Annotated in this window: 16 protein-coding genes; 9 read left to right on the plus strand and 7 right to left on the minus strand. The window is 71.3% G+C overall.

Annotated features, from left to right (window positions below):
- Positions 1 to 63 precede the first annotated feature (63 nt).
- Entirely contained in the window at positions 64 to 558 is a 495-nt protein-coding gene (locus OG811_RS29730) for a septum formation initiator (protein WP_406070470.1), read from the plus strand.
- On the opposite strand, the gene OG811_RS29735 is transcribed toward OG811_RS29730, so the two are convergent.
- From OG811_RS29735 to OG811_RS29760, 6 genes are all read right to left on the minus strand, one after another.
- Positions 555 to 1,628, minus strand: coding sequence for a hypothetical protein (locus tag OG811_RS29735; RefSeq protein WP_406070471.1), 1,074 nt, complete (start codon positions 1,626 to 1,628; stop codon positions 555 to 557). The two genes, OG811_RS29730 and OG811_RS29735, sit on opposite strands and share 4 nt — an antisense overlap.
- Positions 1,625 to 1,972, minus strand: a complete 348-nt coding sequence (locus OG811_RS29740; RefSeq protein WP_406070472.1) for a PadR family transcriptional regulator — start codon at positions 1,970 to 1,972, stop codon at positions 1,625 to 1,627. The genes OG811_RS29735 and OG811_RS29740 overlap by 4 nt, the downstream gene beginning before the upstream one ends.
- A gap of 105 nt (positions 1,973 to 2,077) precedes the next feature.
- Positions 2,078 to 6,007, minus strand: coding sequence for a ThuA domain-containing protein (locus OG811_RS29745; RefSeq protein WP_406070474.1), 3,930 nt, complete (start codon positions 6,005 to 6,007; stop codon positions 2,078 to 2,080).
- A 222-nt stretch (positions 6,008 to 6,229) separates the two neighbouring features.
- The gene (locus tag OG811_RS29750; protein ID WP_406070475.1) at positions 6,230 to 7,690 is read right to left on the minus strand and encodes a GTP-binding protein; all 1,461 of its coding nucleotides are present in this window, start codon (positions 7,688 to 7,690) and stop codon (positions 6,230 to 6,232) included.
- The gene (locus tag OG811_RS29755) at positions 7,687 to 9,543 is read right to left on the minus strand and encodes a dynamin family protein (protein ID WP_406075976.1); all 1,857 of its coding nucleotides are present in this window, start codon (positions 9,541 to 9,543) and stop codon (positions 7,687 to 7,689) included. The genes OG811_RS29750 and OG811_RS29755 overlap by 4 nt, the downstream gene beginning before the upstream one ends.
- A 115-nt stretch (positions 9,544 to 9,658) precedes the next feature.
- Complete coding sequence (locus OG811_RS29760) at positions 9,659 to 10,543, minus strand: IniB N-terminal domain-containing protein (protein ID WP_406070476.1); 885 nt, start codon at positions 10,541 to 10,543, stop codon at positions 9,659 to 9,661.
- A 298-nt stretch (positions 10,544 to 10,841) separates the two neighbouring features.
- On the opposite strand from OG811_RS29760, the gene OG811_RS29765 reads away from it, so the two are divergent.
- The 6 genes from OG811_RS29765 to OG811_RS29790 all read left to right on the plus strand — a co-directional run bounded on the left by OG811_RS29765 (position 10,842) and on the right by OG811_RS29790 (position 18,253).
- On the plus strand, positions 10,842 to 12,107 hold the full coding sequence (locus OG811_RS29765; RefSeq protein ID WP_406070478.1) for an Hsp70 family protein: 1,266 nt from the start codon (positions 10,842 to 10,844) through the stop codon (positions 12,105 to 12,107).
- Between the two features lie 5 nt (positions 12,108 to 12,112).
- Positions 12,113 to 14,671 carry a LuxR C-terminal-related transcriptional regulator gene (locus tag OG811_RS29770; RefSeq protein ID WP_406070479.1) on the plus strand — a complete coding sequence of 853 codons (2,559 nt, stop codon included), beginning with the start codon at positions 12,113 to 12,115 and terminating at the stop codon, positions 14,669 to 14,671.
- Positions 14,672 to 14,714: 43 nt separating this feature from the next.
- Complete coding sequence (locus tag OG811_RS29775) at positions 14,715 to 16,643, plus strand: nitrate- and nitrite sensing domain-containing protein (protein WP_406070481.1); 1,929 nt, start codon at positions 14,715 to 14,717, stop codon at positions 16,641 to 16,643.
- Positions 16,640 to 17,089: a roadblock/LC7 domain-containing protein gene (locus tag OG811_RS29780; RefSeq protein WP_406070482.1), complete on the plus strand. Its 450-nt coding sequence runs from the start codon at positions 16,640 to 16,642 to the stop codon at positions 17,087 to 17,089. The genes OG811_RS29775 and OG811_RS29780 overlap by 4 nt, the downstream gene beginning before the upstream one ends.
- A complete protein-coding gene (locus tag OG811_RS29785; protein ID WP_406070484.1) occupies positions 17,067 to 17,447 on the plus strand; it encodes a DUF742 domain-containing protein in 381 nt (126 codons plus the stop codon). Before OG811_RS29780 ends, OG811_RS29785 begins: the two co-directional genes overlap by 23 nt.
- A gap of 107 nt (positions 17,448 to 17,554) precedes the next feature.
- Positions 17,555 to 18,253, plus strand: coding sequence for a cellulose binding domain-containing protein (locus tag OG811_RS29790; protein WP_406070486.1), 699 nt, complete (start codon positions 17,555 to 17,557; stop codon positions 18,251 to 18,253).
- Between the two features lie 34 nt (positions 18,254 to 18,287).
- Here the strand turns inward: OG811_RS29790 and OG811_RS29795 are convergent, their stop codons facing one another.
- Complete coding sequence (locus OG811_RS29795) at positions 18,288 to 18,884, minus strand: hypothetical protein (RefSeq protein WP_406070487.1); 597 nt, start codon at positions 18,882 to 18,884, stop codon at positions 18,288 to 18,290.
- Positions 18,885 to 19,075: 191 nt separating this feature from the next.
- On the opposite strand from OG811_RS29795, the gene OG811_RS29800 reads away from it, so the two are divergent.
- Both OG811_RS29800 and OG811_RS29805 read left to right on the plus strand, forming a co-directional pair.
- Entirely contained in the window at positions 19,076 to 19,456 is a 381-nt protein-coding gene (locus OG811_RS29800; protein ID WP_406070488.1) for a YccF domain-containing protein, read from the plus strand.
- 940 nt (positions 19,457 to 20,396) lie between these two features.
- Positions 20,397 to 23,183, plus strand: a complete 2,787-nt coding sequence (locus OG811_RS29805) for a BTAD domain-containing putative transcriptional regulator (RefSeq protein WP_406075978.1) — start codon at positions 20,397 to 20,399, stop codon at positions 23,181 to 23,183.
- Positions 23,184 to 23,273 lie beyond the last annotated feature (90 nt).

The following is a 23,273-nucleotide window of genomic DNA, read 5'->3' on the forward strand; positions in this document are numbered from 1 at the left end:
CGTTAACCACGCCTTAGCGTCCCGATGTGCCGACGACAACGATGGATCGGGGATAGTCAGGGGATGGACCGTCGTTCGATCCTCGTCGCCACCGGCTGGGTGGCCACCGCCGCCGTGGCGACCCTGATCGGGTTGGGCGCGATCCGGCTGGTGGGTGAGAGCATCACCGGCACGCCGGGCGGGGTGCGCAGCGAGGCCGAGATCGAACGGGCGCTCGCCTCGCCGGAGCCGGCGCCCACCGGCACGACGGGCACCGCCTCACCCGCGCCAGGCACGACGGGCACCGCCTCACCCGGGCCGGGCACGACGGGTGCCGCACCGAGTGCCAGCTCCGGGGTCCGCCGAGGGTTCGCCACCGGCGGCGGCACGGCCGTGGCCGAGTGCAGTGCCGGTGGCGTACGCCTCGTCTCCTGGGCGCCCGCTCAGGGCTACCGGGTCCGCGATGTGGACCGGGGCCCGGACGACGACGTCGAGGTCACGTTCGAGGGCTCGGCCCGCGAGTACGAGTTGAAGGTGCGCTGCATCGGCTCGGAGCCGGTGGCCGTCGCCGACGACTAGCGCGTCGGCTGCTCGCGGTCAGCGGCCCGACCGAGGGCGACAATGCGCAGCGTCTCCTCTCGACGACGGACGAGTAGGGCCCCGGCCAGGAACGTCACCGGTGCGACGAGCACCAGCATCGCCCACTGCGCGGGCACCAGGGGAATGACGTGTCCCATGTGCATGGTGGAGGTGGCCCAACCGGCGAGGGCGCTGTCGATCACCAGGGCGAGTGCCGCCACCGGCAGGAGCATGACGACGATCCGCCGGCGTACCCCGGGGTCGAGCGTGGCCAGGGCGACCAGCATGGCCAGCGCGGCGGCCGCCAGACCAGCGACGTAGAGCCAGACGACCAGCTCGCTGCTGGCCTCAAGGCCGTAAAAGACCTGGTAGGACGTGCCGTCGACAGGGTCGAACGTGGGACTGGTCACCCGGTTCGTCACCAACAGCGCGACCATCGCGGCCGGCGCGAGCAGCAACACCAGCAACCGGCGTACGCCCAGCAGCACGATCACCCGGTGGCGCGGCACCGGCACGGTCAGCGCGGCGGCCGCCACCACGGCGAGGGCGAACTGCGGCAGGGTGTCCACCACGTACCCCGGATTGCCGTCGACCTGCGGGGCGACCAGCACGCCCCAGCCGATCACGCCAGCCCAGGCCAGACCGGCGGCCACCCAGCGCCATCCGACCAGCACCGCCGCGCAGACGCCCGCCCAGCCGGCCACTCGCAGCCAGTCGACGAGGTCTGGGCCGCTCGGCGCGAACCCCGGCGGCAGACCCGGATGCCGGATGAGCTGGTCGAGCAGTGATTTCCCGGCGAGAGCGAGCAGGACGAGCCCGACCAGCAGGCCCGTCACCGTCGCCGCGTCCGCCCAGGTCGACTCGGTGAACCCCCGTGCGCCCACCCGCAGCCGTGCCCGCAGCCCGGCGCCGACCAGATCCCGCACGTCGCCGGCGGCGGGTCGCCGTTGGCCAGGCCGCGCGCCGGCGAGGAGCACGGCCAGCATTTCGTCCTCGTACGCTCGGCGGTGCTCCCACGGATAGACCGCCAGCAGCCGCCGGTAGCGGCGCTCCAGATCGTCGCTGCTCACGCCATACCTCCATCGGTCAGCAGGCCGCCGCGGCGCAGCCGCACGCGAGCGGCGTCGGCGTTGTGTCGCAGGCGGTCCGCCTCCTCGGCGAGCCGACGCGCCCCCAGGGCGGTGAGGCGGTAGTAGCGGCGTAGTCGCGACTGCACCACCTCCTCGCGCTCGACCTCGATGAGGCCGTCGACGCGGAGCCGGTCGAGGACGGCGTAGAGGGTGCCAGCGCGCAGGCGCACCCGGTTGTCAGAGATGCGCAGCACGTCCTCGATGACGGCGTACCCGTGCCTGGGTGCCTCAGCCAGCGCGGTGAGCACCAGAAACGTCGGTTCCCGAAGTGGACTCTCGGCCATACCGAGGAGCATATACCGGTAGACGGTATATGCAAGAAGGTCGACAGCTGAGCGACGGACGTGGCCGGCACGGACATCCGTGCCGGCCACGTCAGCGGTGGTGGCTCAGCTGGTGTACGCCTCCACCTCCCAGAGCGAGTGCCCGTATCCGGTGCCCCGGGCGGTGCCGTTGATCCGCAGGTATCGGCCGTTGGCGCCGAGCGCGGTGTGCTCGTCCACCCCGCCGTCGGCCCCGGTCACCGTCTTCACGGTGGTCCAGGTGGTGCCGTCATTCGAGGTCTGAATCTGGTACGCGCTGCTGTACGCCGCCTCCCAGCTCAGCTTGACCCGACCGATCGCGGTGGCGCTGCCGAGATCCACCCGGATCCACTGCGGGTCGGAAAACGTGCTCGACCAGCGGGTGGTGAGGCTGCCGTCCACCGCCTTGGCACCGGCCACGTCGGCCCCCTCGTTGCTCGACGTCAAGGTGGGCTTGTTCAGCAGCAGGTTGCCGCCGGTCGGGTTCCCGGTGCCGCCGTACACCTCGAACTCGAACAGCGAGTAGCCCCAGGCGGTCCCCCTCGTGGTGCCGAGCAGCCGGATGTACCGGCCGGACCCGCTGAGCCCGGCCAGGTCGTCCACCCCACCGTCGCCGCCGGTCACCGTACGGATCGTGGTGAAGTTGACCCCGTCCGGCGAGGTCTGGATCTGGTATCCGCTGCCGTACGCCGCCTCCCAGGTCAGCTTGACCCGGTTGATGGAGTATGTGGCACCGAGGTCCACGTCGATCCACTGTGGGTCACCGAACGCGCTGCCCCACCGGGTGCCGGCCACGCCGTCGAACGCGTTGGCCGCGACGAACGCGCCCTCGAAGCTGGACGCTCGGGCCGGCTTGCCCCGGGCCAGGTTGGCACCCGGATCCGGGTCCGGGCCAGGCCCGGGACCGCCGGGGCTGGTGGAGAGGGTGAACTCGTCGATGTCGAACCACGGACCGGCGCCCTTGAAGACCAGGAACAGGGTCCGGGTGCCGGTCGGGGCGGTGACCCCACCGGTGACCGTGGCGAAGTTGGCGTACCCGCCGGTGGGCACGACGGTGGCCGAGCCGACCAGCGGCCCGGTGGGTGAATCGACCCGCAGCTCCAGGGTGCCGCCGCCGCCGGCCGGGGCACCGACCCGGGCGCTGAACGACTGGATGCCGGTCAGGTTGTAGGGGCGGAACGAGATCCAGTCGTTGTTGTCGATGTAGCCGACCGCGGCGCCGCCGTGCCCGGCTGCCCCGGCCACGATCTGGACGCCGGACGAGTCGCCGAAGTGCTCGGCCTGGCGCACCCGCGGTTGGAGCACCGCCTGGGTGTGCGTGGTCAGCGGCGGTTGGCCGCCCCCGCCCAGGTCGGTGTACTCGGCGTCGATGATGCCGAAGATGTTCGCCGCCGAGTCGTGCTCGCCGTCGGCCGACGTCTGGATGACCCCGGTGCAGCCCTGCACGCTGCCGAGCTGGTGGCCGTGCGAGTCATGGCCGAGGACGTAGTTCACCTTCACCCGGGCGCAGTTGATCGCACCGTCCTGAGCGTCGGTGACGGTGACGGTGAATGGCACCGCGTCCCCGAAATTGAAGGTCTGCCCGTTCAGCGGGGTGTTCACGGTGACCACCGGGGCACTGTTGCCGACCGTGACGACCACGCTCGCGGTGGCCGTCTTGCCGGTGGTGTCCCGGACCGTCAGTGTCGGGCTGCGGGTGCCGTTGGTGGTGTAGGTGAAGCTCGGGTTCGCCGCGGTCGAGTCGGTGGTGCCGTTGTTGTCGAAGTCCCAGGCGTAGGTGAACGGGTCGCCGTCCGGGTCGAGGGTGCCGGCCGAGGAGAACGCCACGGTCAGGGGTGCGGTGCCGCTGGTCGGGGTGGCCGACACCTTCGCGACGGGCGCTCTGCCCTCGCGGGCGTACTCGATGCGGTAGAGCGCCGAGTTGGCGTCGCCGTTGAACCAGCCGGTGCCGTAGTCGAGCACGTAGAGCGCGCCGTCCGGTCCGAACTCCATGTCCATGACCTGGGTGCCGGTCCACGGGAACGGGTTGATCTTCAGCGGCTGACCCGCCGGGTCGAGCTTGATGTTCTTGATCCAACGGCGACCGAACTCACCGGCGAAGTAGGTCCCGTCGTAGTACTCGGGGAACGCCACCGGCGAGGTGTTGCTCGGGTCGTACCGGTAGACCGGGCCGCCCATCGGGGACAGGCCGCCGCCGGTGAACTCCGGCGGCGAGCCGGAGCCGCCGTACGGCAGCCACGCCGGGATGGCCGGCGGCAGCTGGGTGATGCCGGTGTTGTTGGGCGAGTTGTTGACCGGTCCGCCCGCGCAGTTGAACTTCGGCCCGGACGGGCCGGAGGGAAAGGTGTAGTCGTTGTACGCGTCGTTGCGGGCGGTGCAGTACGGCCACCCGTAGAAGCCGGGCCGGTCGATGCGGGCGAACTCGACGTTTCCCGCCGGCCCCCGATTCGGGTCGGCAGTGCCCGCGTCGGGACCGTAGTCACCGAGGTAGACGATGCCGGTGGCCTTGTCCACGCTCATCCGGAACGGGTTGCGGAAGCCCATCGCGTAGACCTCCGGGCGGGTCCGCGCGGTGCCCGGTGCGAACATGTTGCCCGCCGGGATGGTGTACCCACCGGCCGCGCTCGGCTTGATCCGGAGGACCTTGCCGCGCAGGTCGTTGCTGTTGCCGGCGGTGCGCTGCGCGTCGAAGGCCGGGTTGCGTCCGGCCCGCTCGTCGATCGGGGTGAAGCCGGCCGAGTCGAACGGGTTGGTGTCGTCACCGGTGGACAGGTAGAGGTTGCCGGCCGCGTCGAAGTCCATGTCACCGCCGACGTGGCAGCACATGCCCCGGCTGGTGGGCACGTTCAGGATCAGCGTCTCGCTGGCCAGGTTGATGGTGTTGTCCGCGTTGACCGTGAACCGGGCCAGCCGGTTCACGCCGTCCCAGACGGCGAAGTCGGCCGGGGTGCCGGTGGCCGGGGCACCACCACCGGGGGTGCTCAGTGGTGGCGCGAAGTACGCGTACACCCAGCGGTTGGTGGCGAAGTTGGGGTCGGCCTTGATGCCCTGCAGGCCCTCCTCGTCCCCGGTGTAGACCGGCAGGGTGGCGGCGACCTTGGTGTTGCCGGCGGCGTCGGTGTGCCGGATCACGCCGTTGCGGGAGGTGTGCAGCACGCCCCGGTCCGGCAGGACGGTGAGGCTCATCGGCTCGCCGGTCTCGGCCGCGCCCTTGGCCAGCTCCACCTGCTGGAAGCTGCTGGTGACGGTGGGGCCACAGTCGGCGCCGACCGCGCCGGCCGCGGTCCTGATGCCGCCGAGCAGGTGCTGACGGAAGTTCGCCTCGGTGTACGACGCGTCGGTGTGGCCGAGGCCGGTGTACCAGGCCCGGCCGCCGGAGTAGTTCTGGCACCAGGAGATCGGGTGGTCGGCCCCCATGCTTCCGCCGGTGTAGGTGCTCTCGTCCAACGTGGCCAGCACGTGCACGTTGCCCCGGGGATTGATGCGGTAGTTGTACAGCTCGTCGAACCGGCTCCACCGCTGCGGCAGCGTCGCGGTGGACGGGTGCACCTGGTCGGCGACCTTGACGGTGACGGTCTGCTCGGCCGGGTGCGAGGCGAAGTACGCCCCGACCAGCCCGCCGTACCAGGGCCAGTCGTACTCCGTGTCCGAGGCGGCGTGCACCCCCACGTACCCGCCGCCGCCCTGGATGTAGCGCTCGAAGGCGGCCTGCTGGGCGGCGTTGAGCACGTCGCCGGTGGTGGACAGCCAGATCACCGCGGCGAAACGGCCCAGGTTGGCGTCGGTGAACTGGGCGGCGTCCTCGGTGGCCTCGACGGTGAAGCCGTTGGCGGCGCCGAGCTGCTGGATGGCGGTGACGCCCGGGGTGATGGACCCGTGCCGGAATCCGGCGGTCTTGCTGAAGACCAGCACGGTGAACGGTGCGGCGCTGGCCGTGGGTGGCATGGCGACGATGCCGCTCGCCACGAGGATCGCGCTCAGCGTGACGCCGAGCCACGATCTCAGGGATCTGCGCACGGTAGTCCTTTCGTGGTACGAGGACGGCGTGCGCCGATCACGCCTGGCGGTGATTGGACGATAGATGTAAATGCATCGTTGCGTTTGAGTCACGGGCGCGTCAAGCCCTCTCCCAGCATTCGTGAGAGCGTTATCTCCACAGGTCAGAGGCGACCGTGCAGAGTGAGATCGAATCACTGTTTTCGGGCCACGATCCGCCCCGTGGAAGCTCACGGCTCCCGCTCAGCGACCGCCCGCGACCAGCTCGGCGATCATCCCCTCGCAGCTGCGGACGACGACCTGGGCCCCGCGCCGCTGCGCCAGCGGGAGCAGAGGGTCCTCGGCCCGGTCCCGCCATCGCCACTGCGCGTCGGCGGCGACCTCCCAGAGCCGCTGCACGGTCGCCTCGTGCTCAACACCGAGCCGGGCGGCGAGACCCACGCCGTTGCCCCCGACCAGCCGTTGCGCCTCGGCGGCCAGCTCGGCGTCGAAGCCGAGCCGGGTGTTTCGCAACGCCACCAGCAGGCGCAGCTCCCGGAACTCGTGCGCACCGGCGAGGATCTGCTCGACCGCGCCGACCAGTTCGTCGGAACCCCGGGTGGGCTCGGCGCGCAGCAACGCCTCCACCGCGGCCAGCGCGGACCGGGCCTTGAGCGCGTCGCGGCGATCGACGAAACAGCGCAGCACGGACTCACGCAGCTCGGTGAGACCACTGCGCCGGATGAGCTCGGCAGAAAGTTTCACCCGACTGTCGAATCCACCGCGGACCAACGTGGCCGCCAGCCGGACACCGAACACCCCGAACCGACCCAGCAGCGCGGCACGCACCTCGGTTTCCAGCCGTACCGGCAGCTCGCCACGCAGGAAGCGGTCGGCGGAGATCAGATGTGCGTCCAGCTCGGCGCGGGGCACCTGGGCCAGGGCCGCGAGCGCGGCGAAGTCCGACTCGCCGAGCATCCTACCCGCCAGGCCGATCAACCCACTGCACGCCACCACGTGCACGCTGAGCGCGCTCACCCGTGGATCGCGGTAGTGCCGCCGCGCGAGCTGGCGAGCGGTGAGCAGGCCGTCGATCCGGCCTCCACCGGTCTCATCCGCCCGGGACAGCACCATGATCACATTGACCGGGGCCGTCTGCCCGACGGCGCTGTCCCGGCCGGACTCCAGCACCCGCAGATCACTGTCCCGACCGTCGCGGGTCAGGTACAACACCGCGTCGGAGTCCCGCAGCACCCGCTCCAACACCGACACGCGGCCCTGCGCACCGATGCCGGTGACCGCCGGGGTGTCGATCAGCGTGACCTGCCGCAGCGCCCGCGTCGGCCACTGCACCACGATGTCGCGCACGTCCCCCGCCCCCCAGCCGAGATCCACCCGCAGCCCGGTTGCCGACTTGACCACTGTCAGCTCCTGCGGAGGCTGACCGGCCGGGTAGGCGGTGGCGCGCGGCGCAGCGCCGTCCTCGTACCAGGTGAAGACCCCGTCCGCCCTCTCGACCGGCGCGACCTCCTCGCCCATCAGCGCGTTGAGAACCGTCGACTTGCCGGATCGCCAAGGGCCGGCAACCGCGATCCGCAGCGGTTGCTCCAACCGGGCCACCTGATGCCGCAACTGCCCGACCGCCCGGGGATTGTCCTGGTAGAGGTCGATGGCCTGGTGCAGTAGACCCCAGGCCGCCTCGTCCAGGCGCAGCCCGACGGTCATGCCTGCGGCTCCAACAGCAGCGGGGCGGAACGGGTGTCGGTCAACTGCTGAGCCTGCTCGTAGAGCGCGGCCAACCGGGCCATCTTCAGCCGGACCTCGCGCTGCCGCTGCTCGCGCAGGGAGGCATCGGCGTCGGCCTCCTGCTTCGCGCTCCGAAATGACTGGACGATGGCTTCCTGGAGTTCCTCGGTCAGCCCCGTGAAGTGGTCCCGCAGCATCCGCTGCACCTGCCGGGCATCGTCCCGACAGTCCCGGATCATTCGGACGAAGAAGTCGTCGACATGCCGCTGGATGGCCGTCTTGACGGTCGCCTGGCGGCGACGGAGCAACTGCCGGCTCTCGTCGCGGATGCTCTTGCCGCCGAAGAGCGCCCCGATGCCTACCGAAACCGGGTTGATCATCGGCATCCCGGCCAGCGTGGTCGCCAGACCAAACATCAGCATGCCCCCGTACGAGCCCTTCATGCCGGTGAACAGCTTCTGGCCCGTCGTGAACCGGTCGATCGTCGGCCGTTGCAGCTCCGGCAGCCGCTCGCCGATGTCGTCCGGCATCGTCATCGACCAGGGCGGCAGCACGTCGTAGCCGTACCGGTTGAAGTTGGCGGCCACCCGGCGGGCGATCCAGTCGCAGCGCTGGATGAGCCACTCGTGGTTGGCCTCCGCCGCCTCCACGAGGCTCCTGTCCAGCCAGTCCTGAAAGGTGTCCCAGGCGACCAACGGATCGGCGGTGTCGAACGCCTCGTCCACCGTGCGCAGGATCTGTCGCGTCCGGTCGCGAAGGTCGTATTCGATGTCGGAGAGCAGGTCGGCGATCTCGTCGCTGAGCGTGTGCTGCCACCGGGTGGAGCATCGGCGCAGCTCGTCGACCTCCCGCTGCGCCGCGTGCAGCCGGGAGATCGGCCCGGACTGCTCCTCGGCCTCCTCGGTCGCCAGCTCGGCGCGCAGCGGCGCGGCCAACTGCTCCACCACCGTCCGGGCCACCGTCTGCACCGACGCCCGGGCCAGATGGTCGGCCTTACCGGCCAGGTCACGCTGCAGTCGGGCGATCAGCACGGGAAAGCCGGACTCGGCGTTGAGGCCACGGTCGTCGGCCGCGGCGGCGCGCAGTCGCAGCGCCGCCGAGACCGGGATCAGCGTCGCTGGGACGCCGGCCTCGGCCAGGTGTTGCCGGTTACGCTCGGCGACCGCACGCCAGTCCGCCACCAGATCGGTCTTGCTCTGCACCACGACCACGTTCGGGTGCGAGCGCATGACGTGCAGCAGCATGTTCAGCTCGGCAACCGACAGTTCCCGGGTGGAGTCGGAGACCAGCAGCACGGTGTCCGCACGGGCGGGAGCAGCGACCGAGGCGGCGCCGCCGATACCGGCGACCTCGTCGGTACCGGGAGTGTCCACCAGCACCAGCCCGGCGCCGAGCAGGGCGCGGGGCACCCCGATCTCGACGTACGCGGGGCCGCCGCCCGACCGGCGCCCGACCATGCCGGCCACGCCCGCCGCGACCTGGTTGAGCGCCACCGGGGTCCGCTCGACCGACACCGGGGCGGCAGTGCCGGCGGGACGGCCCGGGGCCGGTGGCGGAGCCTGCGCCACCGTGGCGGACGGGGTATCGGCGTGCTGCACCACGGTCGGTAGGACCGTCGTGCGGACGTCGCCGACCGGGCAGGCCGGCGCGTTGATGATCGCGTTGATCAGCTGGCTCTTGCCCTGGTTCGGCTCACCGATGACCAGGACGCGAAGCGTCGGATCCAGCAGTTGGGCACGCTTCTGCCGCACCGTCTGAAGCAGGTCACCACGAGCGTGTGCATTGCACGTGCGGGAGATCTCGTCCAGCACGTCCAACCAGATCCCGGCCATCACCGCACCAAGTGTGCGGATTTCGGCTCAATTATCAAGAGGGACCGGATGTCGAACCGGAGAGGGCCGGATCGCCCGAGACGATCCGGCCCCCCGTTCCTCCCGGAGATCCCCGTCAGAGCAGACCGCCGGTGATACCCAGCAGTCCGTGGTCAGACGAGGCGTGCGAGTCGCCCAGCACACCGTCGGTGACTCCGCCGGTCACCTCACCGACCGTGCCGGAGACACCGGGGCGCAGACCGTCCACCTGGTGCGTCACACCGCCCACTGCGGACGGCACGTCGAGCGGCGCGACGACGCTCCCGACAACGCCACCGCCGTGCCCCAGGCCCAACCCGCCAAGGGTGTCGTCGACACCGAGGGAACCGACGATGCCGTTGATCTGACCGTGGGTCCCGGAGAGGACACCGCCGGTCAGGTCGCCACCGAGCAGACCCGGGTCGGATACGCCGAGCAGGCCGGTCGGGTCGCCGACCACCCCGGTGGCGTCCCCGAGCACCGGGTCCGCGATCGCGTCCACCGGCTGCACCACGTCGGCGTCGAGGGTGTGCGCCACGTCGGAGACACCGGCCAGGTCGGTGTCGAGACCGTACGGCCCGACGCCCAGACCGATCCCCGGCAGCACGGTGATCCCGGCGGCGGCGGTTGACGGGTCGATCGCGATGGCGCCGAGCACGCCGGCCTTCACGTCCACGCCGGTGGGAGAGCTGGTGACGCTGATCTGCTGCGCCACGCTCTGCAGTTGGCCCACCACGTCGGTGGCGTCGGTCACCAGCGGGTCAAACCCGAGCTGCCCGACGGGCGGAGCCAACGGCGCGAGGCCCTGCCCCGGCGCGTAGTCGACGACCAACGGTACGACGTCCTGCACGTCCGCCGCGGTGATGTCGGTGAGACCCGCGGCCCGCAGCGCACCCTCGGGGTCGAGGTCGAAGGCCGACCGCGCGTCAGGGTTCGTGAGCAGGTCGAGCACGAAGTCGTGGAGGGTCTGGTGCGAGTCCATGTGCCGGTTCTCCTCGGATGTGGCGTCGGCGAGTGTCGTACGTCGACAGTGACGCTATTGCCGGGGCTCAGTTGCGGACATCGGGGCTCAGCCCGCATCCGGGTCGGTTGAACTAGGGGCTCCGCCACCTCGTACGTTAGGGGGAGAGGGGGAAACCGTCCCGGCGAGATTAGGGTCCCGACCAGGGACTGATCTCTGGTACGAACGTAGGAGCCCGCGGGGTCCGCCGGGGGTGGGTCGTCGGGCAGCACCGACGCCATCGCCACCGACCGGCCACCTCACGGGGAGAGAAGAGACGATGCCGTACGTCCTGGGGATAGACATCGGAAGCACCAACACGGCCGCCGCGGTCGCTCGGCGAAACGGCACGACCTGGACCCGCCCCGAGGCCGTCGGGCTGCACGTCGACTCTGCTCTCGTGCCGTCGGTGCTCTGCCTGTCGGAAGACGGCTCGCTGCACGTCGGCGAGCCCGTGACCGACGACGGCAGCCGCACCACGCGGGACTTCGTCCACCGGATCGGCGATGACGTGCCCCTGCTGCTCGGCGGCGAGGCATGCGCGCCGCAGACGCTGACCGCGGAACTGGCGGCGTGGGTGGTGGAGCGGGTCCACGCCCTGGAGGGCGGCCCGGCCGAGGCCATCGTGCTCAGCCATCCGGCGGGTTGGCGCCCCTACCGGCGGGAGGTGCTGCATCGGGCACTGTCGGACTTCGGGCTACGCCACGTGGCGTTGCTGCCCCGCACGGTCACGGTTGCCGAGAGCCACGCGGCCCGCGGGTTCGCGGGCACCACGGCCGTCGTCTACGCCCTGGGGGGCAACAGCTTCGAGGCGGCCCTGGTGCGTCGCACCCCGCGCGGCACGTACGAGACGTTCGGCACGCCCCAGGGGCTCGACTCGATCGGCGGGGCAGACTTCGACGAGGCGCTGGCCGGGCATACGCGTACCGTGCTGGCCCGGGAGTTGGCCGCCACCGCACGCCGCGGTGCCCAGGCCGCGCTGCGCGGGCTGCGCGCGGAGTGTGACCGGGTCAAGCGGGTGCTGACCGTCGATCTGACGGCCGACGTGGTGCTGGCCCTACCGGGCGGCCCGGCACGGATACCAGTGACCCGGGCGCAGTTCGAGGAGATGATCCGCCCGACGGTGCAGGCCACCGTCAACCTCCTGCTCCGGGCCGTGCAGAGCGCCAACCTGACGCCGGCACAGCTTGACGGCGTCCTGCTGGCGGGCGGCTCCACCCGCATTCCACTCGTCACCGAACTGATCAGCGCGGCCCTCCCGATCCCCGTCGAGGTGGAACCGGATTCCCAACTGACCGCCGCCACCGGGGCGGCGATGGCCGCCTGCCAGGTGGTGTCGCCGCGCCCTCGCCACCCGGCACCGGTTCGCGATCCGGGACCGCTCAGTGGCGCCGGGCGGGCCACCCTCCCGGCACCCCGCCGCACCCACCACGACACCACCGTCCCGGGCGATCCGCCACCGCGGCCCCCGGTCCGGGTCCTCCCACTGGAACTGCCGAAGCCGTCCCGCCTGGCGTTGGCCCGCAGCCGGGGACGCGAAGGATGACCTTAATGATCATGAATGACATCGCCGAATCCGGGCTGACGCTGGACAAGGGGCCACAGGCCCTGCTGGACGCGGTCGCACAGGATCCGACCGGCCCACTCACCGTCGGCATCGCCGGCCCCGGCGGTCACGGAAAGACCGCACTGCTCGCGGAGCTGGCCCGGGTCCACCAGCGGGCCGGGATCACCGTCCGCACGGCCGCCCCGGAGCCGGGCGAACCGGTCGACCCCGACACGGTGCTGCTGGTCGACGACGCGCACCTGCTCGACGACACACGGATCGGGGTGTTGCTGCGTCTGGTCGCCACTCGTCGGCACCGGCTGGTGGTCGCCCACCGCCCGTGGCCCCGGTCCGCGGCGCTCAGCGAGCTGGTCGACACGCTACGGCGCGACGGGCAGGCCGTGCTGCTCACGCCGTTCACCCGGGAGCAGACCGCCGCCTACCTCGCCGCCACGCCCGAGCTGGGCCGCCGCGACGACCTGGTGGAGTTCGTCCACGCACAGACCTCCGGCGTACCCCGGGACGTCGAACGGCTGGCTCGCGGCCTGGCCGGCGCGGAGACCGGGACCGGCGCGGTGGTCACACCACCCCGATCCGTCGTCCTCGAACTCGGGCCGGACCTGGACGTGCAGCCCGAAGCCGTACGACGACTGTTGCTCGCCGTCGCGGCGGGCGGGCCGCTGTCGGTGAGCACGCTCGGCACAATCCTGGGCCGGGAGCCAGCGGCGGTGGACGAACTGATCGCCACGACGAGGGCGGCCGGGCTGCTCGGCGCCGACGGCCGGCTCGCGCCGATCGTACGGCGGGCCGTCACGACGCTCAGCCCCACCACCGACCGGACCGCGGTCTGGCGCCGGCTCACCGAGTTGCAGCTCGCGCGGGGCGGTGCGGTGCTGCCGCTGGTTCGTTCCCTGCTCGCGGTCGGCGCGCTCGGCGACTGCCCGGCCTCGACCCTGGCAGCCGCGGCGGGTGAGGCTCTGGCCGACGAGCCGGCGCTCGCCGCCGACCTGTTCGCGGCGGCCACGGCGGCCGGACAGCCAGCCGGCGCCCAACAGGCGCTCGCCGCCGCGCTCGCCGGCCACCTCGACGACGCCCTGCGGCTGGCGGACCGCCTGCTGGCCACGGCCGCTCCACCCGACCGCTCCGAGGCGGCAGTGGTGGCCGCGACCGCCCTGGCACACCGTGGTCACATCGGTCGCAGCGTGGAGCTGTACCGGTGGGCGGGCACCGCCTCGGCGGTGGCGTTCGCCATCGTCGGCAGGCTCGCCACCGGCGACCTGAGCGCCACCGCCGGGCCGCCGACGGGCGAACCGGCGGGCGAACCACCAACCTTGCACGCCAGCGCCGCCCGCCGCATGGCCGACGGGGTACGCGAGAGCGTGTCCGGTCCGCCGACCGCCGCGCTCTCCGCGCTCGTGCAGGCCGCCGCGCTGCTGGAGCCGGACGGGCGGGCGGCGCTCCTACCGGACAGCCCGGCGGCGCTCGCCGCGTTGACCGCGGTGCACTGCGGTGAGCTGGAGATCGCCGAGCGGGTCCTGCACCGGGCCCTGGGTGCCGGTGTCGGCGGCCCGCTGATGGCGCGCCGCCACCGGCTGTTGCAGGCCTGGATCCTGATGGTTCGGGGCGAGACGCACGCCGCGACCGAACGCCTCGCCACGGTGACGCTCGACGGACGGCAGTTGGAGTCACGCGACCTGCTCTTCGCCGCCGCGATCCGAATGGGCATCGCCCGGCGCAACAGCGACCTCGGGGCGCTCAAGGGTGGCTGGGGGCAGGCGCTGGAGGCGGTGGTTCGCCACCCCGTCGACCTGTTCACGCTGCTGCCGCTGGGTGAGCTGGCCATCGCCGGCGCACGGCTGGGTGACCTGGCCCGACTCGAACCGTACCTGCGGGAGGGACGTGCGCTGCTCGGCCGACTCGACAAACCACCACTGTGGAGTGTGCCGCTGCACTGGAGTGGGCTGCACGCCGCGATCCTGACCGGCGAGCCGGCGGTCGCCGACGAACATGTCGCCGCGCTACTCACCGCCGCGGGCCACAGCCGGTACGCCGCCGTGGTCGCCGCAGCCGCCCAGAGCTGGGTGGAGGTGCTCCGGGGTGTCGTCGACCCGGCCCGGGTGGAGGCCGCTGCCCGAGGGCTGCACGACACCGGGTTGTGCTGGGACGGCGCCCGCCTCGCCGGCCAGGCCGCGATCCGTACCGCGGATCGGCGGGCGATGACCAGCCTGCTGGAGTGCGCGCGGGCATTGCAGGGGCGGCCGTCCCACGGCGGGCAGACACCGACGACCGGTACGAGCACAGCCCGGGTCACCGGCCCCACCCAGCAGGGGCTCAGCGACCGCGAGTACGAGGTTGCCGAGCTGGTGTTGGCCGGGTTGACCTATCGGGAGATCGGGGACCGGCTCTTCATCTCGGCGAAGACCGTCGAACATCACGTGGCGCGGATGCGCAATCGGCTGAACTGCGCCAACCGCGCGGAGTTGCTGGCCCTGCTGCGCACCATCCTCGCCGACCGGGCCAGCGACACGGCCGGGCAGCCGTGGCCACAGCGGGCGACCCGATGAGGCAGGCACGACGCGGACGACGCCGCGCCGAACGGAGCGGAACGTGACGCGCAACGAGGTCCGGCTGATCCGGGCCAGGCTGGTCGTGCTGGCCGCCGTCCTGATCACGCTCTGGTCGTACGCGGCCTACGTGACCAGCCAGGACGCCGTCGACCTGTTGCGCGTACGGGCCCTGGCGGACACCCTGGGCCAGCCCATCGACCGCCTGATCCTCAGCCTGCAGGCCGAACGCCGGCTCACCACCGAGACGATCGCCGGGGCCGCGTCGACGGCGGCTCCGCTGGTCGGGATACGCGAGAGCACCGACCGGGCCGCCGCCGAGGTCCGCGAGTTCACCGAGGGTCACGACCTGCGGCTGTTCAGCGCTCGCGAGGTTCGCGACCGGTCCGGCGAACTGGTCCGGCGGCTCAACGGCCTGGCCACGATCAGGTCGCAGGTGGACACCGGGCGACTCGACCAGGCAAAAGCCGTCGACGGGTACGACCAGGTCATCGACGTCGCCTTCCGGGTGTACGGCCCGGAGTGGGGCGCGTACGAGAGCGCGTTGGCCGTCGACACCCGTGCGGTGATCGCGCTTGCCCGCGCCCGGGAGTTGCTTGCCCGGGAGGACACCCTGGTCAGCGCGGCCCTGACCGGTGGACGACTCGGTGTCGACGAGCGGCGTCGACTGACCGAAATCGTCAGCAACCAGCGGTACGCGCGCACCGAGGCGGCAGCCGGGCTGCCCGTCGACGGCCAGGGCGAGCACCAGCGACTCGCGGTGGGCCCCGAGTTCGCGGGCCTGCTCGCGTTGGAGGACAGGCTGCTCCGGGCCGACACGGCCAACGCCCTGACTGGCATCACCATCCAGTCCTGGCGGGCCGCGGCGGACACTGCCCTCGACGCGCTGCAGACGCTGGTGACGACCACCGCCCGCAGCAGCGCCGAGCGGGCCACGCCGAGTGCCGCCGGGATCGCCGCGCGTACGGGCACCGTGGTGGGGCTCGGCCTCATCGTCGTGCTCGTGCTGCTGTTGAGCTGGGCGGGCACCGTCCGGCGTCTGATCGACGAGCTGACCAGGCCGGACGTCGACACCCCGGTCCTGATCCGGGATGCCCCGCCGACGCCGGACGGTGCCAACCAGCAGCTGTTCCTGCGGCTCACCCGACGCAACCAGGTCCTGCTGCGCGATCAGCTCAGCCTGCTGGACGGGATGCAACGCCGGGAGCGGTCCGCCGAGGAGACCAGCGAGCTGTTCCAGCTCGACCACCTCACCACCCGGATCCGACGCAACGTGGAGAAACTGATCGCCCTCGCCGGCGCGGCGCCCGCCCGCCGCTGGCGGCGGCCGGTGCCACTGCTCGACGTCGCACGCGGTGCGGTCGCCGAGGTGCCGGACTACCACCGGGTCCTGATCGCGCCGCACTGGCCGTGGTCGCTCGCGGGCCCCGCCGTCACGGACGTCATCCACCTGCTGTCGGAGCTGATCGAGAACGCCCTGGCCTTCTCCGCCGCGGACACCACCGTCCGGGTCACCAGCGAGCACCGACCGCAGGGTTGCGCCGTCCTGGTCATCGACGACGGGCCTGGCCTGGACGCGTCCGCGTTGGCCGAGGCGAACCACCTGCTCGGCAACCCACCCCCGGACGGCCCGCCCACCGGCCCCGCGGGTTTGTACGCCGCCGCCGTGCTGGCCGGCCGTTGCGGCGCGCACGTCTCGCTGCGTCCCAGCCAGCGCGGTGGGACGGCTGCGATCGTGCTCCTCCCGGCCCGGCTCGTCACGGTGCGCGACACCGACCGTGGACCGGTCACCGCACCACCCGGCACCCCGTACCCGCCGGCCCGCAACGGCGCCCACCTGCCCGACCCGAGCGGCGACGGCGAGCTGCCGACGCGGGTCCGCCACACCGGGCCGACAGGCCCCGAACACGGCAGGACCGCCCTCGACACGGTCGAGATGCCGGTCGCGAGAGTAGCGAGGAGACACCCATGACGTCTGCAGTGGTCACCGACAACGGCCTGACCGATGCCCTGGACAGCCTGGTCGACCGAGTGCACGGCGCGGAGTTCGCCGTGGTGCTCTCTCCGGACGGGCTGCCCCTCGGCGGTTCCCGGCAGGTGGAGGCGAAGCTCGCCGAGCAGATCGCCGGCGTGGTCGCCGGTCTGATCGCGTTGGGGCTGGCGGCCACCCGGACCTGCGAGGGAGGTGGTCTGCGCCAGGTCGTGGTGCAAATGTCGCGAACGTTCCTGTTCATCGCCACCATCCCGAACGGGACCATCCTCACCGTACGGATCGCCGGCGACGACGTCGAGGTCGGCGACATGGCGTACGAGGTGGCGCTCTTCGTGGGGCAGGCCGAGCGGCACCTGCCGATCAGTTTGGGACCGGCCTCCTCGGCGACGATCGGGGACACAGGTGCACACCACAGGCACCGCTGACGAGGCGTGGTACGACGACGACGCGGGCCCGGTGGCCAGGCCCTACACGATGACCGGCGGGCGCACCGCACCCGCGCGCGGCCAGTTCGACCTGATCTCACTGGTCGTCGCTCGGCGGGCGGTCACGCCGTCCACACCGCTCTTCCCCGAACAGGCGCGGATCGTCGAGCTGTGCCACCATCCAGTGTCGGTGGCTGAGGTCGGCGCCGAGTTGGACCTTCCGCTGGGGACCGTCCGGGTGCTGCTCGGTGACCTGCACACGGCCGGGCTGATCGAGACGCACGACCCGCCGGTGCTGTCGGAGCTGCCGACCGAGGATCTGCTCGAAGCGATCCTCGTCGGGCTTCGCGGCCTGTGACAGGGCAGGTGCCATCCGCGACCCGGACGGATCGCGGGCACGCGCCCGGCGACGAACTGAAGGGGAGACAGGCAGTGCCGGCAACACCACCCCAGCCACACCGTACCGTGGCGATCATTCTGCTGGACCGGATCGTGGCTTTCGGCACGGCCGCACGGCGGGTGCTCACCGGTCGGGACGACGTCTCGCGGGCCACCTGGGTGGCCGTCATCGCAGCGCTCGGGGTGCTGGTCGCGACAGCCGTCTCCGTCGTCGGGGTGCTGCGTACGCCGGAGAAGCTGACACCGGTGGCCCTCGACCCGCCATCGTCCGCCGAGCAGGTGGGCACGCCACCGGCCGGCACTCCTCGGGCGCAGGCGCAACCGGCGGTCGTCAGCTCGGCGGTGCCCGCTCCCCCGCCAGCCACCTCGGTCCCACCGACCGTCGGGGCGTCGGCCAGGCCCACACCGGCCGGTTCGACGGCTTCGACCAGCCCGGCTGCCCTGAACGCCGACTTCGCCATCACGGACAACGCCCTGCTCAGTTATGGCGCGGCCGTGACGATCAGTAATCTCGGGCCGGTGTCGGCGCCGCAGTGGACACTTGTCGTCACCCTGTCCCGGGAGTCGCTGCGCGTCAGCGCGGTCGAGGGCGCACGGGCCAGCCAAGACGGTGCGGTGTGGACGTTCGTACCGGACGGAAGCGCCGGTCAGGTGCCCGGTAACGCTTCGGTCCGGGTGACGTTCCGGGTCAACGGTTCGCTGGCCGGTTCCGCTCCCGAGGCGTGCACCATCGACGGGGCCGCCTGCACCGGGCTGCCGAACTGACCGGCCCTACCCCGGCCGGAGCCGATCTCACATCTCAGTGGACGGTCAGGGGCGGCTCGACCCGCTCACGCTGCTGCCGCAGGATCGGCAGCGCCGGCGCGAGTGCCGCCAGCATGCACAGGCCGCCGATCGGGAGCAGGTCGAGGGTGACCGCCGGCAGGACGATGCCGGCAAGCAGCAGCGGAACGCTCCACCACGGCAGCCGCCGCTTGGCGGCGAGCATGCCCGCGAGAACGACCAGACCGAGGAAGAAGAACTGGGGTACGACGTCGTAGAAGGCCACCTCGACGCCGGGGATGTCCTTGAAGTCCGCGCCGAGCGCCGACATCTCCGCCCGGTCCGCGGCCAGAAGCCCTTCCACGATGTCGGCGACGAACTGCACCACCGTCGCGGCGAGCCCCACCAACGTGAAGGCCACCACCCCGGTGCGCCAGCGGCTGCGTGGCAGCAGGCGGGACAGCGCGAGGACTCCCGGAACGAAGAACACCATGCCGGCGAGGGCGACCAGGTGCGCGGCCTGCCAGTCGAACCCCGGGCCGTACACCCCGTCAGATCTTGCCCACAGACGGACGAGGCCGTAGACCGCGATGCCGACCGGCCCGGCGATCACATAGAGCGCAGCGCGTTTCATGCCAGCCATCATCTGACCGTCGGTGCCCACCCGGCCTCCGGGAACTTCCCTCGCCTGGCCCTGGGTTCCGTCTCAGGTCTTCCACCGAGCAACCCCGATTCCACAGGGCCAGACCTGCGGGCAGGCGCGCCAGACGGGCCACCCGCCCGGGCGGTGTGGCCGGGGTGGCGAGCATCGCTCATGCTGGAGTGGTGATTCGACTCGTACTGAATGTGCTGTGGCTCATCTTCGGCGGTGGCATCGTGCTGGCGGTCGGCTACGGCGTCGCCGCGCTGATCTGCTTCGCCCTGATCGTCACCATCCCGTTCGGCGTGGCGTCGCTACGCCTCGCCGTCTATTCGCTGTGGCCCTTCGGCCGCACCCTGGTGCCGAAGCCCGGCGCGGGCATCGCCTCCGGGTTCGCGAACATCCTCTGGGTGGTGCTGGCGGGCTGGTGGCTCGCGCTGTCGCACATCGTCGCCGGCATCACCCTCTGCGTCACGATCATCGGGATTCCGTTCGGTATCGCCAACTTCAAGCTCGTCCCGGCCGCGTTCTGGCCCCTCGGCCGCGAGGTCGTCGACGCACCGTAACCACTCCGGACCGGGCGTCACGGCACCACGTCGGGTGGCCAACGAAAGTCACTGGGGGCTTGCGACAAGACCCCAGTCGTGCCGCAAAATCGTCGGCCGAGGTCTGAATCTGCCGACATGCAAGCCGCCGCCGGTATCGCTGGACCCGTCTCCATCAAACCCTTGGCTTGACAGTTCGTGTGCGTCGTCGTCGGCCGGTGGCGAGGGTGTTCGGGTGCCTTTGCTCTGCCTCAACGGAGGCAACACCCGGTGTCCGGATATCGGACGCCTGGTGTTGCGTGGGTTGAAGCAGAGCAAAGGCGGCGACGCGGGGGTGCCTAACTCGGAAGTAGACCTACTTCCTCCCGATTAGGGCCGCTTCGCGGAGCGAAGCAGCAAGGACTAACCCCCATCCGACACCAGGTGCGTCGCTGCGTCCGGGCACCTGGGCGAGGTGACCTCAGTACGCCAGCCGCCCGGTACGGGTTCACGGAGTCGTGGCAGGAACGCCTCAAGCGGATCGGGCTCGACCAGATCACGCAGACCTCCCTGACCATCAACATCCGGGCCGCGCTCCCGGACGCCAACGTGCCGACCTCCATCCGCAGCATCGGGCTGCCCGTCGTACACGGGTCGGCTTCTGATCTGGGCTCGATCCTCGACACCTGGCTCGCCGCGCACGCCGACGGGATCGCCTGCGTGATCGGCGACCCGACGTTCCCGTCGACGTCCCGCGTCCGGTCGCCGAGCCCCGAGCAGGCCAAGGGGCTCGAGTTCGACCTGGTCGTCCTCGTCGACCCGGACGCTCGGCCCAGCCGGGCGGCGTCGGCGGCCAGGTATCACGGACGCTGCGGGCGCGCAGGTCGGTCCAGATGCACCCCTCATCCGGGTGGTGGACAGGCTTTGGCGCAGCCGTGGAGGAACATCGATACCCGTTACGCTGCGCCTTGTGGAGTTTCAGGTGCTCGGGGATGTCGCGGCCAGCCACCGGGGCAGCCCGGTCGAGCTGGGTCGACGACAGGAGCGCTGTCTACTGGGGTTGCTGCTGCTGGAGCCCGGCCGGGTGATCCTGGCGTCGCGTCTGATCGAGTTACTCTGGAGTGACGTCGACGCGGCGGAGCGTCGCGCGACCCTCCATACCTACGTGGCACGACTGCGGCGGCGGCTCGCGCCGTACGGGGTGCGCATCGTCACGCGAAGCGCGGGTTACCTGATCGACGTGGACCCTGCGACGGTCGACCTGCACCGGTTCACGGCAGAGGTGGACCGGACACGCACGATCGCCGAGCCAGCGGCCCGTGCGCAGGCCCTGGCGTCGGCCCTCGAGCTGTGGCGCGGCCCGCTGCTGGCCGGCGTCGGGGATGAGGATCTGCGCCGACGGCTCGGGCGCGGTCTGGAGGAGCGACGGCTCGCCGCGTTCGAGCGGCGGGTGGAAGCCGAACTGGCGGCGGGTGAGCATGCCCGGGTGGTGGGGCTGCTGGCCGATCTGGTGCGGGAGTTCCCGACCAGGGAACACGGGATCGAGCTGTTCATGCTGGCGCTGACTCGGGCCGGCAGGCGCACCGAAGCCCTGGGGGTCTATCGCAACGCGCGCCGAGCGCTGGTCGAGGAGTTCGGTGTCGAGCCCGGCCACGATCTACAGCGCCTGCACCAACGGATTCTCGCCGACAACCCGGATCTCGCGTTGCCCGCGCCCACCAGTGCTGACACAGCCGCCGTCCCGCCGAGGCACCTTCCGCGCGACGTCCCGGGCTTCGTGGGCCGCGTTGGGGATCTCGCGGCCCTGGACGACGTCGTCAGTGGCGACGGCGCGTCCTCGGGCGTCACAGCGGTCTGCACGATCGGCGGAATCGGCGGAATCGGCAAGACGGCGCTGGCGGTGCACTGGGCGCATCGTGTTGCCTCGCACTATCCCGACGGCCAGGTGTTCGTGAATCTCCGCGGCCACGGACCCGACTCGCCGACCCGTCCGATCGACGCGCTTGGCCAGCTGTTGAGAGCGCTGAACGTGCCACCGGAGCGAATACCCCTCGACGTCGACGAGGCATCGGCCCTGTACCGGTCGACGCTCGCGAACCGCAAGGTGCTGGTCCTGCTCGACAACGCCGTCTCCTCCGAGCAGGTGCGTCCACTACTTCCGGCGTCGGCGCACTGCCTGACCGTCATCACCAGCCGCAACCGCCTCGACGGGCTGGTGGCCCACGAAGGGGCGCAGAGCCTACGGCTGGGTCTGCTGTCCGACGACGAGGCGAACCACCTGGTCGCGACGATGATCGGCACGGATCGTGCGGCATCGGCGGGCCAGGATCAGATCTTCCAGCTGGCGGCGCTCTGCGGAAACCTGCCGCTGGCCCTGCGCGTCGCCGCCGCACGGATCGTCGTGGACGAACGCCTGACCGTCCAGGATCTGCTGCTGGAACTCGCCAACGCCCGGGAGCGGCTGTCCGGCCTCGCCGTCGAGGGTGACACCGCGGTCCGGGGCGTCTTCGCGGTGTCCTACCGCGCACTGCCGGCGGCCTCGGCACGCGTGTTCCGGCTGTTGGGCCTCGTGCCGAACACAGCACTGTCGGCTGCGGCCGTGGCGGTCCTCGCGGGCCGGCCCGCAGCCCAGACGCGAGAGTCGATCGCGGACCTGGTGGACCGACACCTCCTCGACGACGACGGCACAGGCTGCTACCAGATGCACGATCTTCTCCGGCTGTACGGCGGGGAGCGAGCCGAGCTCGAAGAATCCGAGCAGGATCGCCACCTGGCGGTGGGACGCCTCGCCGACGCGTATGTCCAGCAGGGCGTGGCCGCCCAAGCCGTGTTCCACCGCCTCCGCGCATCAGTGCCCATGCGCATCGCGCATCCACTCGCGGAGGCACCCCGATTCGACTCCCTGGACGCTGCCAGTGCCTGGTTCCAGGTGGAGGGCGGCAACCTGGTGGCGCTGGTCCGAATCAGCGATGCCCTCGGGCTGGCCCGGGAGACCTGGCAGCTCGCCGATTGCCAGTACAGCTTCCTCGTGCGAAGACATGCGCTGACGACGCTGCGCGAGACCCACGAACTGGGGGTGGTCGCGGCTCGCCTCGACGGCCGGCCGGACGGTGAGCGGCTCATGGCGAACGGGCTCGGTGTGGCTTACGCGTTGGGGCGTGATTTCGACCAGGCGATTCGTTGGATGGAAAATGCGGCGCAGGTCAACCTGGAGCAGAGTTCTCCCCGCGACGAGGTCGTCAGCCGAATGAACATCGGAAACGCCTACGGTCAGAAGGGCGACTGGGCCGAATCCGAGAAGCACTTGCAGCTGGCGACAGCTGGTGCCCGGCAGCTGGACGACGAGTTCATCCTGTGCGTCTGCCTCAGCAATCTTGGGTGGCTCTACACCGAGCAGGGCAGGGCGCAGGAGTCGCTCGCCCTGCTCGAAGAGGCGCTGAGGATCGCCGTCGACCACGACATCCGGCAGCAGATTCCACCACTCGAGATACACCTCGCCCACCAGAACGCGAACCTCGCGCGGTACCCGGCCACGGTTCGGCACGCCAGGGCAGCGGTGGCGATGAGACACCTCGGAGATCATCTCAGTACCGCTCGTGGGCTCTACTGGCTCGGCGTGGGTCTCGACGGCCTCGGCGCCAGGGAGGAGGCGGTTGGCTGCTGGCAGGAGTCCCACGCGTTGATGACCGAAATCGGTAGCGGCGACGCCGAGTATCCCGCCGCCGCCCTCGCGGGGGCTGGTCACCACGCACCGCCCAATTCGGCCTGAGCGCGCCGGGCCGCCCTGGCTTGGTAAGGATTTGGTCAGTTCGCCGCGCCAACCTCTCAGGTAGAGCCGGCGTAGATGAACTGGCCGGAA

Source organism: Micromonospora sp. NBC_01638, from assembly GCF_045209745.1.
Taxonomy (GTDB): Bacteria; Actinomycetota; Actinomycetes; order Mycobacteriales; family Micromonosporaceae; genus Micromonospora.